This window comes from Burkholderia sola (assembly GCF_905400185.1).
Taxonomy (GTDB): Bacteria; Pseudomonadota; Gammaproteobacteria; order Burkholderiales; family Burkholderiaceae; genus Burkholderia; species Burkholderia sola.
In genome coordinates this window covers 366,748-381,798 of record NZ_FR989677.1, presented here as the reverse complement: position 1 = coordinate 381,798, position 15,051 = coordinate 366,748, and the positions used below count along the sequence as shown (strand labels likewise).

Below are 15,051 nucleotides of genomic sequence, written 5' to 3'. Positions count from 1 at the left end.
AGCGTCTATGCGGGCGTCGCGCGCATCAGCGGTTCTGGCTCGGCATGCGGCTCATCGGTATCGCGTCCACCGAAAAGGTGCGCCAGGCGCCGCGCCGAAGGTTCACGCACGATGGAGTTGTGGTCGTCATCGAACACGCTGACCGTGACGCCGCCGTGCCCGAGACGGCCCAGTTGCTGCTCTGCCAGCGTGCTCGACATCCCGCGCTTGTCGCGTGCAGCGAGCGCGTATCCGATGCGCGTTTGCACCTGTTGCGGGTGATGGCGTGCGAGCGCCACCGCGCTCACGGCATGCAGCCGCGCGATGTGGTCGAACATCGCGGGCTGGGCCCGGCGGCGCACGTCGGCGAGATAGAAGTCCTGGTCGAGCATTGCATCGAAACGCGGGTCGGCCAGCCATCGCTCGACTGCCTGCGCGCCGTCGTCCGGCGCAAGATCAGCGGCCAGTGCGCGCAACCGCGTGGCGAATTCGCCGTCGTGGAGCGGGCTGTCGACGATCATCAACGGCGGGGCGCTCTCGCCCTCCGACTCCCACTGCGCGGCCATTTCGTGCGCGACGATCCCGCCGAACGACCAGCCGCCGAGCAGATCGGGCTGCCTGCCGTGCGTCGCGAGCAGCGCCGCGCGATAGCGCGACGCCAGTTGCGCGATCGAAAGATACGCTGGCGCATGGCCCTGGTCCGCGTACGGATGACGGATCGCGACGACCGTCGGATCCCCCGGCCATGAGGCGGCCAGTTCCTGATAACACAGCACGTTTCCACCGACCGGATGCACGAGCGCCACGAGCGGCCCGCCCCCCTCGCGCAGCGTCACGACGAGGCCGGCGTCACCGCCCGCTCCGGCCGGTCGTCGCGGATCGGTCGCGAGGACTTCGCGAGCAGGCGCGTCACCGTCCGTCGCGGCGAACCACGCCGCCAGCGTCTGGAGCGATGCGCCGCGCGCCAGCATGGCGATCGGCGGCATCTTGCCGAGCCGTTGATGCAGGCGGACCCGCAGCTCCGTCAGCGCCAGCGAGTCGAGCCCCTGGCCGACGAGCGAAAGCCCGTCGTCGAGCACGACGGTATCCGGGGCGACCGCTGCCGCGATCGTGCGCAGCGTCGCGACCATCTGCGCCGCGCCCGCCGGTGCCGCGTCGGCGCGATTGGCCGCACTCGAATGCGGCGGCCGGGCCGCCTCGCTCGATGCGACGCCGCTTCGTTGGCGCACCGGGCCGCGCCCCGCTTCGGCGAGATCGGGGAACGGCAGCTCGAAACGCTCGGTGTCGAACGCGTAACCCGGCGCTTCGGCCGGCTGCGGCGCATTGCCGTACAGCTTGTGCCATGCGATCTTCTGCCCTTCGCCGTAAAGACGTGCGCAGCCATGGGCAAAGCCGGTCGCTTCGGTTTCCTCATCGCCTTCCGGGCCGTCCGCGAGCGACGCGATCGCGCATTGCCATTCGCCGCCCGCGGCGGCGCGCGCGAGCTTCGACAGCGCCGCGCCGGGTCCCACTTCGACGAAGAGCGTCTTGCCGTCCGAGGCCGCGAGCAACGCATCATGAAAACGCACCGGCTGTTCGACGAGATCGAGCCAGTGCTCGACGCCGGCGATCGCATCGGTCGCGACGGCGCCCGTGAGGGTGGAGACGAGCGGAATCGACGGCGGCGCGAACGTCAGCGGTTCGAGCGCACGCCGGAACGCTTCGCGCATCGAACGCAGCATCGGCGAATGGCCCGGCGTGTCGTAGGTCTTCAGCAGCGACACGCGTTTGCCCGCCGCGACCATCGCGTCGTGCACGCGCGCCACCGCTTCCTGCGTACCGCTCACGACGGTCTGCCCCGGCCCGTTGATGCCGGCGATGAACAGATCCGTCCCGAACGCGAAGCGCGTGGAGAGTTCGTCGGCCGCGGCAGCCACCGCGAGCATCGCGCCGGCCGGCGTCGCGGTGTCGAACAGTCGGCCACGTGCCTCCACGGCGGCGAGGCCGTCGGCGAGCGACATCACGCCGCCGATCACGGCGGCCACGTGCTCGCCGAGCGAATGCCCGATCAGCAGGTCGGGCTGTACGCCGAGTCCCATCCAGGTACGCGCGAGCGCATAGCACACGACGAAGTGGGCCAATTGCCCCGGATGATGACGCACCGCTTGCGCGCTGCGGCCGACGATCGCATCGAGCACGTCGCGCGCCGTCTCGCCGCCCAGCAGGCGCAGGCACGCGTCCGCGTGTTTGCGGAACAGGCCGTTGCCGTGGTAGAGATTCCCGCCGGCGCCCGGCTGCCATGCGCCCTGACCGGGCACGAGAAACGCGACGCGGGGCTTGCGCGGCGGTTCGCCCGCATGCCAGTTCCCGGACGGATCGTCCGCGAGGAAGGCGTCGAGCGCGGCGATGAAATCCGCTTTCGTCGTGCCGACCAGCGCGACGCGATGATCGAAATGATCGCGCCGCACGTTCGACGTGTGACACGCATCGCGCAGCGGGACGGACGTGCCCGCAAGCCACGCCCGCCATGCCGCCGCGACACGCCGCCGCGCGTCCGGCGAGCGCCCGGAAAGCGTCAATACGCGTTCGCGCTCGATCGGCGCACCGGCGTCCGATACGAGCGCCGGCGCGGACAGAATCAGGTGGACGTTGGTCCCGGTGATGCCGAAACCGCTCACGCCGACCAGCGTCTCGCCTTCGCCGAGCGGCGTGCCTTCGCGCGGAATGGCGAGCTGCGCGCCTTCCCAGTGAAACCGCGGGTTCGGCGTCTCGAAGTTCACCTGCGCGGGCACGTGCCGGTGCCGCAGGATCAGCATCGCCTTGATGAAGCCGGCCATGCCCGCGGCGCCCTCCAGATGCCCGAGCTGCGACTTCACGGAGCCGACGAGGATCGGCTTGTCGCGTGCGACGGCACGCGCATAGACGTTACGCAGCGCGGAAAGCTCGATCGGATCGCCAAGCGCCGTGCCCGTACCATGCGCTTCCACGTACGCAACCGCTTCCGGCCGAACGCCCGCCCGCATCATCGCCCGGCGAATGACGGCTTCCTGGGCCGCGCCGTTCGGCGCGGTGAGACCGTTGCTCGCTCCGTCGCTGTTGACGGCCGACCCGATCAGCACCGCATCGATGCGGTCGCCATGCGCGAGCGCGTCGTCATGCCGCTTCATCACGATCACGCCGCCGCCTTCGCCGCGAATATAACCGTCGGCGCTCGCGTCGAACGGACGACATTGCCCGGAGATGGACATCGCCTGGAGCCGCGCGATGCCGATCGTTTCCTCCGGCCCGAGGATCAGGTTCACGCCGCCGGCGATCGCGACGTCGCATTCGCCGCCCTGCAGGCTCTGCGCGGCGAGATGGATCGCGACCAGCGACGACGAACAGGTCGTATCGACGAAGATCGCGGGCCCGCTCAAGCCCAGTATGTGCGCGACGCGCCCGGGGGCCATCGCGCGCAGGTTGCCGAGCTTCGAATAGGTGGTGATGCGCGATGGATCGCCGGACCAGACGGTGCGCCGGCCATAGTCGGCCTCGCCGATCGTCATGAAGACCCCGACGTTCCTGCCGCGCAGCCGGCCCGGCGCGATGCCCGCGTTCTCGAGCGCCGCCCATGCGAGTTCGAGCATCCAGCGCTGCTGCGGATCCATCTCCATCGCCTCGGCCGCCGAGGTGCGGAACAACTTACGGTCGAAGCGGAACGGATCGTCGACATAGCCGGCCACGCGCGAATACGTGGTGCCGGGCTCGTCCGTATCCGGCGAATAGAACGCATCGACATCGAAGCGTTCGCGCGGCGTTTCGCGGATCGCCGTGCGCCCGGAATTCAGCAGCGTCCAATAGCTCGACGCACAGGACGCGCCGCCCGGAAAACGGCACGACATGCCGATGATGGCGACCCGTTGCGCTTGCGTGTTTGACTGGTTCATACCGTCCTCTCGGCGGGAAGGGTTCATCCGGCCTAGTGGCCGCTCGCCGCGGCGAGATCGTCGCTGCTGCTCGCCTGGACGAGCACGGCCATGTTGCCGGGCAGGTGCCGGTTCTCGCGGATCTTCGCGTGCGCGTCCGGCAGGCGGCTCCACGGAAACACTTCCGACAGGCACGGGTCGATCTTGCCGCTCATCACGAGCCGGTTGGCCTGCGACGCTTCCTTGAGGTTCGCGAAGTGGCTGCCCTGAATGCGTTTCTGGCGCATCCACACGTAGCGCGCATCGCAGGTCAGGTCGTAGCCGCTCGTCGCCGCGCAGAACACGACCATGCCGCCACGTTTCACGACGTAGCAGGACGGGGCGAACGTATTGCGGCCCGGGTGCTCGAACACCATGTCGACGTCGCGCTTTTCGCCGAGTGCAACCCAGATCGCCTTTCCGAACTTCTTGACTTCATCGACATAGGCCGCGTACTCGGCCTTCGCATCGACGGGCGGCGGCGCGCCCCAGCACGAAAAATCCGAACGGTTGATCACGCCCACCGCGCCGAGCCGCTTGACGAACTCGGCCTTCGACGCATCGGAGACCACGGCGACGGGGCGTGCGCCTGCCAGCGCCGCGAGCTGGATCGCCATCGTTCCGAGCCCGCCCGCCGCGCCCCACACGAGCACCGATTGCCCCGCGGAAAGCACGTGCGGCTTGTGACCGAACAGCATCCGGTATGCAGTCGCGAGCGTGAGCGTATAGCAGGCGCTGGCGGCCCACGTGAGGTGTTTCGGGCGCGGCATCAGCTGCGTCGACTGCACGCGCGCGAACTGCGCGAACGAGCCATGCGAGGTTTCGTAACCCCAGATGCGTTGCGACGGGGACAGCATCGGATCGCCGCCGTTGCATTCCTCGTCGTCGCCATCGACCTGGGAGCAGTGCGCGACCACCTCGTCGCCCACCTTCCACTTCTTCACGTTCGACCCGACGGCCCATACGATGCCCGCCGCATCCGAGCCGGTGATGTGATACGGATCGTCATGCAGGTCCAGCACCGAGAACGGCTGGCCGAGCGCCGCCCACACGCCGTTGTAGTTGACGCCGGCCGCCATCACGAGCACCAGCACGTCGTTCGGGCCGAGCGACGGCACGTCGACGATTTCGTTCGTGAATGCGTGCTGCGGCTCCCCGTGGTTCTCACGGCGAATCGTCCACGCGTGCATTTTCTTCGGCACGACGCCCAGCGGAATCGCGCTGCCGATGTCGAACAGTTCCGGTGCGTTCCTTCTCGTTTCGACAACCAGATCTATCGTTTTGGTATCCATAACAATATTCATGAAAGAGTTGATCCGATAAGCGTTTTACTCGCGCTAGGCCGCCCGTGACGCGGTCGTGCGCATCACGTCGCGGCCATCCCGCCGTCCACCGACAGCGCGGTGCCGGTCATGAACGAGGACGCGTCGCTCGCGAGGAACGCGACCGCCTCCGCGATTTCCTGCTCGGTCCCCAGCCGGCCGACCGGATGAAACGCCTTGATCTGGTCGGTCATGCCGGTTTCATCGAGAAACTTCTCCACCATCGCCGTCGCCACGAACGCCGGGCAGATCGCGTTGACACGGATATTCTGCTTCGCATATTCGAGCGCGGCCGCTTTCGTCAGCCCGAGGATGCCGGCCTTCGACGCGTGATAACTGCAACCACCGAATGCCGATGCCACGAGGCCATACGTGGACGACATATTGACGATCGCGCCGCCGCCCGCTTTCAGCATTTCCGGAATTTCGTATTTCATCGAAAGGAACATCCCTTTCAGATTGATATCCATCACGTAATCCCAGCTCGCCTCGTCGGTATCGGCCACGGCTTTGCCGAATGCCTCCACGCCAGCGCTATTGAACGCGATATCGAGCCGGCCGAATTCACGTACGGTCTGCGCGACCATGTGCGCGCAATCCTCCGCGCTGGACACGTCGGTCTTCACGAACAGCGCCTCGCCGCCCGCGCGGCGGATCTCTTCGACAACGGCCAGACCTTCGTCGATGCGGCGCGACGCGATCGCGACCCGCGCGCCTTCGCCGGCGAACAGCAATGCCGTGGTCCGGCCGATACCCGAACTTCCCCCGGTCACGAGGGCAACCTTTTGATGAAGCTTCAGCATCGTATTCTCCAGTCGCGTTGATATGCAGGCCCCGTCATCACCACCCCAATCTTTTTCAGATCGAATCGCAAATGAATCGTCGGTTCTTGACGGGATGGATTCTAGACGGCGAAAACCCTGCGCCGATGAAAAGTGAAAAAAGTTCAAATTTGATTGTCGGACGGACGAATATCATCGCTGACGTCACGACACTTCACGTTCAACTCATCGGCCTCCTATGCGCGCGAATACGATCACCCGGCATGAACTCGGCATGTCCGTCATTCACGCGATCGGCGACGAAGGCTTCGTCGACCTGAGCGCGGCGCTCGAGCGTCTCGACCCCGATTTCAAGCGATTGCTCATCGAGGGCGCTTATGCCGACATCATCGCGCGCCCCGACCTCTCGCTGAAGCACCGGGAACTCGTCACGGTCGCGGTGCTCGCGACGATGGGCAATACGGATGGTGCTCTGAAATACCACGCGGGCGGCATGCTGAATACCGGCTGGGCGCCGCATGCGGTGCTCGACGCGGCGTTCGAGACGCTCCATTACGCAGGCGTGCCGGTGGCCATGGCCGCGATGCGCCACATCGTAGCGTTGTTGCGCGAGCGTGACATCGATATCGGCCTCGATGTCGATCTTTTCAAGGATTCCGAAGCGGCGATCGCCACGCTGTTGCAACGCCGGCCACGGCCATTCAATGCGCTGACGCCGAAGGAGCGCCGCCTCACCGCGCTCGCGATCGTCATCGCGTGCGAAAACCGGCACGACGCGGTTCGTGCACATGTGAACGCCTGTTTGCAGGCTGGCTGGACGCGCAGCGAGCTGACGGAGGTATTGATTCAACTGACCGGCTATATCGGCTGGCCGCTCATCCTGCCCGTGTCCCGCATCGTGCTCGACGTGTTCGATGCGTTCGGTGCGCTCAACGGCGCGCAGGACGGCTCGGCGGAGATCCAGGCGAACGCGCCGACCGAGCAGCATGCGCTGCAACGCGACCTGTGTCCGCCGCCAGCGGTAGGCGGCTTCGCGGACATGTCGTCCGCCATCGCGCGTGGCGTCGACCGGCTGGCCAGTGCGGCATCGGGCGACGAGCCGGTCGAGCATGCGAAAGCGCGCCACCTCACGTCAATCGCGTGCCTGACCTGCCTCGCGCGCAATGCCGATGCCCACTCGCTTACCACGCACATCGGCGACGCACGCCGGTCGGGCGCATCGCGGCACGAGATCGTCGAGACCATCGTCGGCGCACTGCCGCATGCCGGCGTGCTGGCCGTGCAATGGGCGCTCGCCGTGGCGCACCAGTCGTTCGCCTCGGCGGATCGGCACGCGGCGCGCGAGCACGGCAACGTGCTGGCCTGAAGACGAAGGCGCTCCGCCTCCCCCATACCATTCGGCACGAACGACACAGGAAACGACGATGAACGATGAAGGCGGATACGATCTCGAGGATCTCATGCCCGGCATGAACGCGTGCTTTTCGAAGACCCTTTCCGAGCACGACGTGCAGCTGTTCGCGAACGCGACTGGCGACCGGAACCCCGTGCATCTCGACGAGGCCTATGCGCAGCGAACGTTTTTCGGCGGCCGCATCGCGCACGGCATGTTGTCCGCCTCCGTGATATCGGCGGCGATCGCGACGCATCTGCCGGGGCCCGGCTCGATCTACCTGTCGCAGGATCTGCGATTCCGCCGCCCGGTCAAGCTGGGCGAAACGGTTCTCGCGACGGTGACGGTCAAGGAGATTCTCGCGAGCCGGCGTCGGGTCGTGCTGGAAACCCGTTGCGAAGTCGACGGCCTCGTCGTCGTGGAAGGCACGGCGGTGGTAATGCCCACGAATGCGGCGGCGCGCAGGAAGGACGCGGCGAGCGTGCAGGATCAGGCGGTTTGACGTCCGATCGAAGCGGGACTGCCGGCGTCGTCGCGCGCGCGACCCGCGATCACGCGAGCCCGCTTCGTCGCCGATGATCGACGCCTGACGTGCGACATGGGTACGGGCTCGGCAGGCCGCAGCGATCGCATGGGCGACGCACCGGCCGGGCCAGCACGTCGCTCGGCATCGTCGTCGACGGGACGATGTTCGCCGGCGCCCCCGTCGACCACGACGATTCAGCCGCACGGCCGCCACGCCGTCCCTGCCGTGCTACGCCTTTTTCGAATAGGCGCTGCACCAGCCTTTAGCATTGACCTGCTTGCCGCCGAAAATGGCGCACGGCCCCATCCCGGCGCCGGCCTTGCCCTGGAAGAACTGGCAGTTCGAGCAGGTCTCGCCCGCCTGGAGTTTCGGGAACTTCGCATGGTCGACCCGGCTGGCATCCGTCTTGTAGCCGAGCGTCTGGGCATTTGCATCGGACTCCTTCACGGCACCGGCACCGGCATCCGCCGCCGCCGCGCGGCGTCCCAAGGCCAGTGCGGATGCCAGAACGGTGGTGGTTGCGATAAAACGTCGGCGTGAAAACTTCATGGCGTCCTCCTCCATGTTTGCGTGAACGGATGTCCGCGAATCGGCCGTCGAATGAATCAGTGGAAGAACAGCGCCCGCATCCCGAACGTGTGATGCGCTTCCGCCGCCATCAGCACCATGAGCACCAGCAGGCACAACGGCGGTATCAGGATCGCATACACGAGTGCCAGCCGCTCCCACATCATGTGCATGAAGATCGACACGATCAGCCCGGCCTTCGCGATCATCAGCACGACGATCAGCACCCAGCGCGGCAAGCCCTGCACGTTGAAGTAGTCGACCAGGTACGACAACGTGCTCAGCACGAACAGCAGGCCCCAGATCTTCAGGTAGAGGCCGATCGGATGCTGCTGGCCGTGTGCGGCGTCGGGTCGATCGGCGGGATCGGTGTGCTCCATGGCCTGCCTCACCACAAATAGAACAGCGCGAAGATGAACACCCACACCAGGTCGACGAAGTGCCAGTACAGGCCGGCGATTTCGACGATCTGGAAGTTGCCGTGTTCGGCGAAACCCGGCTGCCGGATCTTGCGTGCGATCAGCAGCAGGTAGATCACGCCGCAGGTCACGTGAAAGCCGTGGAACCCGGTGATCGTGAAGAAGCACGCGCCAAACTGCGCCGCGCCCAGCGGGTTGCCCCAGGGCCGGATACCTTCGTGGACGATCAGCTTGGTCCATTCGAGGGCCTGCATCGACACGAAGCTCGCGCCCAGCAGCGCGGTCGCGAGCAGCAGCGCGCCGGCGCGCCTGGCGTTGCGCCGGTAGCCGAAGTTGACCGCCATCGCCATGGTGCCGCTGCTGGTGATCAGGATGAACGTCATGATGGCAATCAGCAGCAACGGCACATCCAGGCCGCCCACCGTGAGCCCGAACACCTTGGACGTGTCGGGCCACGGCGCCGTGGTCGACATGCGCACCGACATGTAGCCGATCAGGAAGCTGCTGAAGACGAACGTGTCCGACAGCAGGAAGATCCACATCATCGCCTTGCCCCACGGCACCTTGAAGGCTTCGCGGTCGGCCGACCAGTCGGTGACGATGCCACGCCAGCCGTCGGGCCGGGCGTCGGCGGGCCGGGCCGCCGGCGATTCGGCAGCGGATTCGGTGTGCACCGTGGGCGAGGTCATGGCGCGGCTCCATACAGCGGCCCGCAGATCGCGGCGACGATCCCGGGTGTAAGCCACCACATCGCCGCCAGCAGCACGAGCCAGACCGCAAGCAGGAAATGCCAGTAAAGCGCGCACAGCGCGATGGCGCGCCGGGCCCGGAATGGATCCGCGCGCCGGAGCTGCGCGATCGTCACGGCCCACGCCACGAGCCCGCCCAGCACATGCAACCCGTGCAGGCCCGTGAGCAGGTAAAGGAAGCTGTTGGACGGATTGACGGTGACGGTCTGCCCGGCCGCCGCCAGCATGTGCCAGGCGGTCAGTTGCCCGATCACGAACACGGCCGCCAGCACGCCGCCGCCCACCAGCCACGCCATGCGGTGCACGGCCGTTTGCCGGGCACGCTGCATCGCGACGCTTGCGAGCACCAACGCACCGGTGTTCCACCACAGCAGCGCCGGATGCGGGATCGGCTGCCAGTCGGGTTCGCGCATGCGCATCGCATAGGCGAGCAGCAGCAGCGAAAACAACGTCGTGGCGACCGCCATGAAGACGATCAGGCCGGTGCGGCCCGCATTCGGCAAGCCGGGCGGCGCGTCGGGAACGAAGGGGCGCGGCAGCGTGGTCATTCGCGTGCCTCGCCGGGGTGAAGCGTCGGATGGACCGGTTCAGGCACCTCCGCAGGCGGCTGGTTTTGCGGCACGAAGTCTTCCCCTTGTCCCGGCGGACTGTATTCGTATGCCCAGCGATAGACGACCGGCAGCGCAGCGCCCCAGTTGCCGTGCACGGGCGGCGTCTGCGGCGTCTGCCACTCCAGCGTGGTGGCGCGCCACGGATTGCCGTCGGCACGCCGGCCGTGCGCGAGGCTCCACGCGAGATTGAACAGGAACAGCAACTGCGCCGCCGCGACGATCAGCGCGACGACGGTGATGAACGTGTTGAGCGTCTGTGCCGAATGCGGAATGAAGCTGTAGCCCTGATAGGCGTAATACCGCCGCGGCATGCCAAGGATGCCGAGATAGTGCATCGGGAAGTAGATCGCATAGGTGCCGACGAAGGTGATCCAGAAATGCGCGCGCCCGAGCCTGTCGTCGAGCATGCGGCCCGTCACCTTCGGGTACCAGTGGTAAATGCCGCCGAACACCACCAGGATCGGCGACACGGCCATCACCATGTGGAAATGCGCGACCACGAAGTACGTGTTCGACAGCGGGATGTCGACGCTCACGTTGCCGAGGTAGAGCCCGGTCAGCCCGCCCAGCACGAAGGTGCTGACGAAGCCGATGGCGAACAGCATCGGCACGGTCAGGTGGATATCGCCGCGCCACAGCGTCAGCACCCAGTTGTAGACCTTGAGGGCGGTCGGGACGGCGATGACGAGCGTGGTCGTCGCGAAAAAGAAGCCGAAGTACGGATTCATGCCGGCGACGAACATGTGGTGCGCCCAGACCACGAAGCTCAGCGCGCCGATGACGACGATCGCCCACACCATCATCCGGTAGCCGAAGATGCTCTTGCGCGCGTGCGTGCTGATCAGGTCCGACGCGATGCCGAAGGCCGGCAGCGCGACGATGTAGACCTCCGGATGCCCGAAGAACCAGAACAGGTGCTGGAACAGCAGCGGGCTGCCGCCGGCATGCTTGAGCGTCTGCCCCATCGACACCACGGCCGGGATGAAGAAACTGGTGCCGAGCGTCCTGTCGAGCAGCATCATGACCGCCGACACGAACAGCGCCGGAAACGCCAGCAGCGCCATGACGGTCGCGATGAAGATGCCCCACACCGTGAGCGGCATGCGCATCAGCGTCATGCCGCGCGTGCGCGCCTGCAGCGTGGTGGTCACGTAGTTCAGGCCGCCCATCGTGGCCGCGACGATGAAGATCGCCAGCGACACGAGCATCAGCACGATGCCCCATTCGACGCCCGGCGTGCCCGGCAGGATGGCCTGCGGCGGATACAGCGTCCAGCCCGCGCCGGTCGGCCCGCCCGGCACGAAGAAGCTCGCCGCCAGCACCAGCACGGCCAGCAGGTAAACCCAGTAGCTCAGCATGTTGAGAAACGGGAACACCATGTCGCGCGCGCCCAGCATCAGCGGGATCAGATAGTTGCCGAAGCCGCCGAGAAACAATGCCGTCAGCAGGTAGATCACCATGATCATCCCGTGCATGGTGACGAACTGGTAGTAGTGGTTCGCGTCGATGAAAGCGAACTTGCCCGGAAAGCCGAGCTGCAGCCGCATCAGGTCCGACAGCACGAGGCCCACCAGGCCGATGGCGATGGCCGTCAGCGCGTACTGCACGGCGATGACCTTGTGGTCCTGGCTCCACACATAGCGGGTCCAGAAGCTGTGCGGGACATGGTCGAGGTGCGCGTGGGGCATGGCATCCGCTCCGTCAGGGTTGGGCTGCGCTGCTTGCGGGGGCCGGCCCGCCTTGCGCCTTGATATAGGCCACCAGCGCGGTCAGTTCCTGCTCGCTCAGGTCGAAGCGCGGCATGATCGGCGAGAAGCCCTTCACGACCCGGGCCGTCGGATCGCGGATAAACGCGCGCAGGTAGGCTTCGTCCACCTTCGCGGTGCTGCCGTCGGCCATCGTTTCGGTCTTGCCGTACAGGCCCTTCCACGTCGGGCCGACGCGCGGCGTGCCGTCCACGGTGTGACAGGCGACGCAGCCCTTGGCGGCCGCGAGCGTCTTGCCCAGGTCGGCAAGCGCCTGCGCGCTGCCGCCGGCCGCGGCGGGGGCGGCCTGCACGCGGGCCTGCTGCTGTTGCGCGAACGTGGTCTGCTGCGCCAGCCAGCGCGAGAACGCGGCTTCGTCTTCCACCACCACCACGCCGCGCATGGTCGAATGCCCGATCCCGCAGAGCTGCGCGCACAGGATGTCGTAACGCCCGGCCTTGGTCGGCGTGAACCAGAAGGTCGTCACCATGCCCGGCACCATGTTCATGCGCGCCCGGAACGGCGGGACGTAGAAGTCGTGCAGCACGTCGCGCGACCGTGTCAGGACCTGCACCGGCCGGTTGAGCGGCAGGTGCACCTCGGGTGTCTCGATCAGGTAGTTGTCGCGGCCGTTGGGGTCGGCGGGGTTCATGCCGAACGGGTTGTCGTTGCTGATGTAGCGCACGTCCGTCGTGCCCAGCTTGCCGCCGGGGCCGGCGAAGCGGAAGCGCCATTGCCATTGCTGGCCGAGCACTTCCATCTGCAGCACGTTGCGCGGCGGCCGGATGTAGTCGGCGTAGACGAACAGGCCCGGCGCCAGCAACGCCGCCACGCCGACGGCGGTCAGGCCGATCAGCCACCATTCCAGTGGCCGGTTGTGCGGCTCGTAGGTCGCGCGATGCCCGCTGCGGTGGCGATAGCGCACGAGCGCGACCACGATGAACAGGTTGATTGCGACGAAGAATGCGCCGGTGATGACGAGCGTGATCGTCAGCATGTCGTCCATGCGCACCCAGTTCGACGCGATGGGCGTGATCCACCACGGACTGGCAAAGTGAAACCCCACCGCCAGGATGACGATCAGGACCAGGGCAATCGCAAGGGTCATGGGCCACCTCGCTGCGTGTCGCTCTCCGGAGCCGCCGACACCGGGTTCCGCGTCTCCCGCGGGCGCCGCGTGTTCAAGGTCGGCGCGGCGGGAAACGCGATGCGTCAGTCGTCCACGTTCCGCTTGCGCAATCGTTCCAGCCTGCCGTAGGTGATGGCCGCAACCACGCCGAACAACAGGTTGGCCAGCAACGGCCCGGCCCCCCGCTCGGAGACGAACCACGGGAACACGGCCGTCATGACGTAGAAGTTCCACCCATACGCGACGATCCCGAACGCCAGCCCGATGGCGGCTTCCATGCCCACGCTCGAATCGAGGCGGAACGGCGCCATGACCGCGGCGAGCATCATCCCCATGATCGCGCCGAGCACGTAGTGCAGCAGCAGCGCCATCGCCACGATTTCAAGGTTGAATTGCGTCATCTGGCTGAGCGCGCTGCGGCCCATCACCATCGCCGCGATCTTGTGTGTCGGTTGCCAGGGGCTTGCGCCGAGCACGAGCGTCGACCAGACGAATTCCAGCGCGATCACCAGCGCACCGCCCGCGAGACCCGCCACGGCAGCGGCGACCCAGTCGGGCGTACGACGCGCCCAATGGTGCGATCGAATGTGCAGTTCCATACGACCTCCTTGTCGACGATTCGACGTCGACGCTTCGGTTCCGACGGCGTCACGCGCATCGGGCCGGCGCCCTGCGCGATTCGGCATGGCGGGCAGCGTTGCCGGCGCAACGTGCGAACGGCCCGCTCCGCGCGCGGCCCGCGGTGGCGGCCGTGCGTTCGACGCGACGCGTCGATGCACCCGCGTATCGGGCAGGCCGGCTTGCTGTCGCGCGTCAGGGAAAGATCGGTGTCGTCGGCTCGGCGCCTTCCAGGTCCGCGTTCGGAAAATGCCGCGCGACCATCTCTTCGATTTCCTGCTCTCGCGATGCCGGCACGTCGGCCATGATCAGGATCTGGCCTTCCTGAATGGCGTCGCGAAATCGCTGGAGTCGCGCATTCGGCTCGGAGATGCCGATCATCGCGGCGGTCCACGCCCCGAAACCCGCTCCTGCCAACGTCAACCCGACGACTGCGCCGCCCGCGATCACGAGCTCCGCCGGGGGAAATACCAGCGCGACGAGGCCGATCAGCGCACCGGCCGCACCGCCGAGCGCGACGCCGCGCTCGAGCGCATGCACGACATCGCTGCTTTGCAGCAACGATGCTTCGGGCAACTGATCGAGTGTGACGCTGTGATTCGCGAGGACGTGGATGTGGCGCCAGATGATGCGCGCGCGCAGCAAGTCATCGACGATCGCCTTCGCCGTCAGCGTATCGGGTACGAGGAAATAAAGGCGTCTCATGTTGACACCCCTTTTTGCAATCAATCGCACTTTCCATTCTATGTCAGCATCGGCGGCGCGCCAGGTGCGCGCGGGCCATACGGCGGCGATGCATGCGCGATGCGCCCGCGTGACATGCCAGGGCATGCGCCGCTGATTGAGAGGGGTGCTATCCGCGTTTGCGCAACGGCTCCAACAGGTGCCGCAGGCCGTTGTGATCGATTTCGTGCATCAACGCAAGCTGCCGGCCGATTTCGCCGTGCGGGAACCCTTCGCGGGCCAGCCAATTCAGGTAAGGCCCGGGCAGGTCGGCAATCGGCCGTCCCTTGTATTTTCCAAAGGGCATGGTGACGGTGACGAGTTGTTCAAGGTCTGGGGTTTGCATGCGGGTATTGTGCACGGCTTTCCGCTCGCGTCGGGGGCCGAGCGATCGAAGGCCTGATTCGACCCTTCACGGGAGGCCGAATCGTGACGCAGTTCCAGCGTGACGGCCATCGATCACCTCCGGCCGGCGGCGCCGGTTGCCCGTCGGATCAAGCCTCGGTGAATCCGGATGCGCCGGCCGGATTGACGCACGGACATTCGACGCGGCCGCCCTTTCGGC

14 protein-coding genes are annotated in these 15,051 nt (G+C 66.7%); 2 read left to right on the top strand and 12 right to left on the bottom strand.

Annotated elements, in window-relative coordinates:
* Window positions 1-5: 5 nt before the first annotated feature.
* From KR541_RS31800 to KR541_RS31790, 3 genes are all read right to left on the bottom strand, one after another.
* Entirely contained in the window at window positions 6-3,884 is a 3,879-nt protein-coding gene (locus tag KR541_RS31800; RefSeq protein WP_216090053.1) for a type I polyketide synthase, read from the bottom strand.
* A 32-nt stretch (window positions 3,885-3,916) separates the two neighbouring features.
* Window positions 3,917-5,194, bottom strand: coding sequence for a crotonyl-CoA carboxylase/reductase (ccrA, locus tag KR541_RS31795; protein ID WP_050013527.1), 1,278 nt, complete (start codon window positions 5,192-5,194; stop codon window positions 3,917-3,919).
* A 74-nt stretch (window positions 5,195-5,268) separates the two neighbouring features.
* Complete coding sequence (locus tag KR541_RS31790) at window positions 5,269-6,027, bottom strand: SDR family NAD(P)-dependent oxidoreductase (RefSeq protein WP_176015979.1); 759 nt, start codon at window positions 6,025-6,027, stop codon at window positions 5,269-5,271.
* A 253-nt stretch (window positions 6,028-6,280) separates the two neighbouring features.
* Between KR541_RS31790 and KR541_RS31785 the strand changes: the two genes are divergently transcribed.
* Window positions 6,281-7,372, top strand: coding sequence for a carboxymuconolactone decarboxylase family protein (locus KR541_RS31785; RefSeq protein WP_216090052.1), 1,092 nt, complete (start codon window positions 6,281-6,283; stop codon window positions 7,370-7,372).
* A 58-nt stretch (window positions 7,373-7,430) separates the two neighbouring features.
* Window positions 7,431-7,901, top strand: a complete 471-nt coding sequence (locus KR541_RS31780; RefSeq protein WP_050013530.1) for a MaoC family dehydratase — start codon at window positions 7,431-7,433, stop codon at window positions 7,899-7,901.
* 252 nt (window positions 7,902-8,153) lie between these two features.
* Here KR541_RS31780 and KR541_RS31775 read toward each other — a convergent pair whose 3' ends face one another.
* The 9 genes from KR541_RS31775 to KR541_RS31735 all read right to left on the bottom strand — a co-directional run bounded on the left by KR541_RS31775 (window position 8,154) and on the right by KR541_RS31735 (window position 14,832).
* Entirely contained in the window at window positions 8,154-8,474 is a 321-nt protein-coding gene (locus tag KR541_RS31775; protein WP_050013646.1) for a high-potential iron-sulfur protein, read from the bottom strand.
* A gap of 56 nt (window positions 8,475-8,530) precedes the next feature.
* A complete protein-coding gene (locus KR541_RS31770) occupies window positions 8,531-8,872 on the bottom strand; it encodes a cytochrome C oxidase subunit IV family protein (protein ID WP_050013531.1) in 342 nt (113 codons plus the stop codon).
* Between the two features lie 8 nt (window positions 8,873-8,880).
* Entirely contained in the window at window positions 8,881-9,600 is a 720-nt protein-coding gene (locus KR541_RS31765) for a heme-copper oxidase subunit III family protein (RefSeq protein ID WP_050013532.1), read from the bottom strand.
* Complete coding sequence (locus KR541_RS31760; RefSeq protein WP_124637479.1) at window positions 9,597-10,208, bottom strand: cytochrome c oxidase subunit 3; 612 nt, start codon at window positions 10,206-10,208, stop codon at window positions 9,597-9,599. The genes KR541_RS31765 and KR541_RS31760 overlap by 4 nt, the downstream gene beginning before the upstream one ends.
* Window positions 10,205-11,959, bottom strand: a complete 1,755-nt coding sequence (ctaD, locus tag KR541_RS31755; protein ID WP_216090051.1) for a cytochrome c oxidase subunit I — start codon at window positions 11,957-11,959, stop codon at window positions 10,205-10,207. The genes KR541_RS31760 and ctaD overlap by 4 nt, the downstream gene beginning before the upstream one ends.
* A 13-nt stretch (window positions 11,960-11,972) precedes the next feature.
* Window positions 11,973-13,124, bottom strand: coding sequence for a c-type cytochrome (locus tag KR541_RS31750; RefSeq protein WP_050013535.1), 1,152 nt, complete (start codon window positions 13,122-13,124; stop codon window positions 11,973-11,975).
* 104 nt (window positions 13,125-13,228) lie between these two features.
* Entirely contained in the window at window positions 13,229-13,744 is a 516-nt protein-coding gene (locus KR541_RS31745) for a hypothetical protein (protein WP_089490082.1), read from the bottom strand.
* Between the two features lie 214 nt (window positions 13,745-13,958).
* Window positions 13,959-14,468, bottom strand: a complete 510-nt coding sequence (locus KR541_RS31740; protein WP_050013537.1) for a hypothetical protein — start codon at window positions 14,466-14,468, stop codon at window positions 13,959-13,961.
* Window positions 14,469-14,616: 148 nt separating this feature from the next.
* On the bottom strand, window positions 14,617-14,832 hold the full coding sequence (locus KR541_RS31735) for a DUF3820 family protein (RefSeq protein WP_050013538.1): 216 nt from the start codon (window positions 14,830-14,832) through the stop codon (window positions 14,617-14,619).
* Window positions 14,833-15,051 lie beyond the last annotated feature (219 nt).

Excerpts from the sequence above, each read along its gene's own strand:
- KR541_RS31800 (WP_216090053.1), bottom strand. The coding sequence starts at position 3,884 with ATGAACCAGTCAAACACGCAAGCGCAACGGGTCGCCATCATCGGCATG.
- ccrA (WP_050013527.1), bottom strand. The coding sequence starts at position 5,194 with ATGGATACCAAAACGATAGATCTGGTTGTCGAAACGAGAAGGAACGCA.
- KR541_RS31790 (WP_176015979.1), bottom strand. The coding sequence starts at position 6,027 with ATGCTGAAGCTTCATCAAAAGGTTGCCCTCGTGACCGGGGGAAGTTCG.
- KR541_RS31785 (WP_216090052.1), top strand. The coding sequence starts at position 6,281 with ATGTCCGTCATTCACGCGATCGGCGACGAAGGCTTCGTCGACCTGAGC.
- KR541_RS31780 (WP_050013530.1), top strand. The coding sequence starts at position 7,431 with ATGAACGATGAAGGCGGATACGATCTCGAGGATCTCATGCCCGGCATG.
- KR541_RS31775 (WP_050013646.1), bottom strand. The coding sequence starts at position 8,474 with ATGAAGTTTTCACGCCGACGTTTTATCGCAACCACCACCGTTCTGGCA.
- KR541_RS31770 (WP_050013531.1), bottom strand. The coding sequence starts at position 8,872 with ATGGAGCACACCGATCCCGCCGATCGACCCGACGCCGCACACGGCCAG.
- KR541_RS31765 (WP_050013532.1), bottom strand. The coding sequence starts at position 9,600 with ATGACCTCGCCCACGGTGCACACCGAATCCGCTGCCGAATCGCCGGCG.
- KR541_RS31760 (WP_124637479.1), bottom strand. The coding sequence starts at position 10,208 with ATGACCACGCTGCCGCGCCCCTTCGTTCCCGACGCGCCGCCCGGCTTG.
- ctaD (WP_216090051.1), bottom strand. The coding sequence starts at position 11,959 with ATGCCCCACGCGCACCTCGACCATGTCCCGCACAGCTTCTGGACCCGC.
- KR541_RS31750 (WP_050013535.1), bottom strand. The coding sequence starts at position 13,124 with ATGACCCTTGCGATTGCCCTGGTCCTGATCGTCATCCTGGCGGTGGGG.
- KR541_RS31745 (WP_089490082.1), bottom strand. The coding sequence starts at position 13,744 with ATGGAACTGCACATTCGATCGCACCATTGGGCGCGTCGTACGCCCGAC.
- KR541_RS31740 (WP_050013537.1), bottom strand. The coding sequence starts at position 14,468 with ATGAGACGCCTTTATTTCCTCGTACCCGATACGCTGACGGCGAAGGCG.
- KR541_RS31735 (WP_050013538.1), bottom strand. The coding sequence starts at position 14,832 with ATGCAAACCCCAGACCTTGAACAACTCGTCACCGTCACCATGCCCTTT.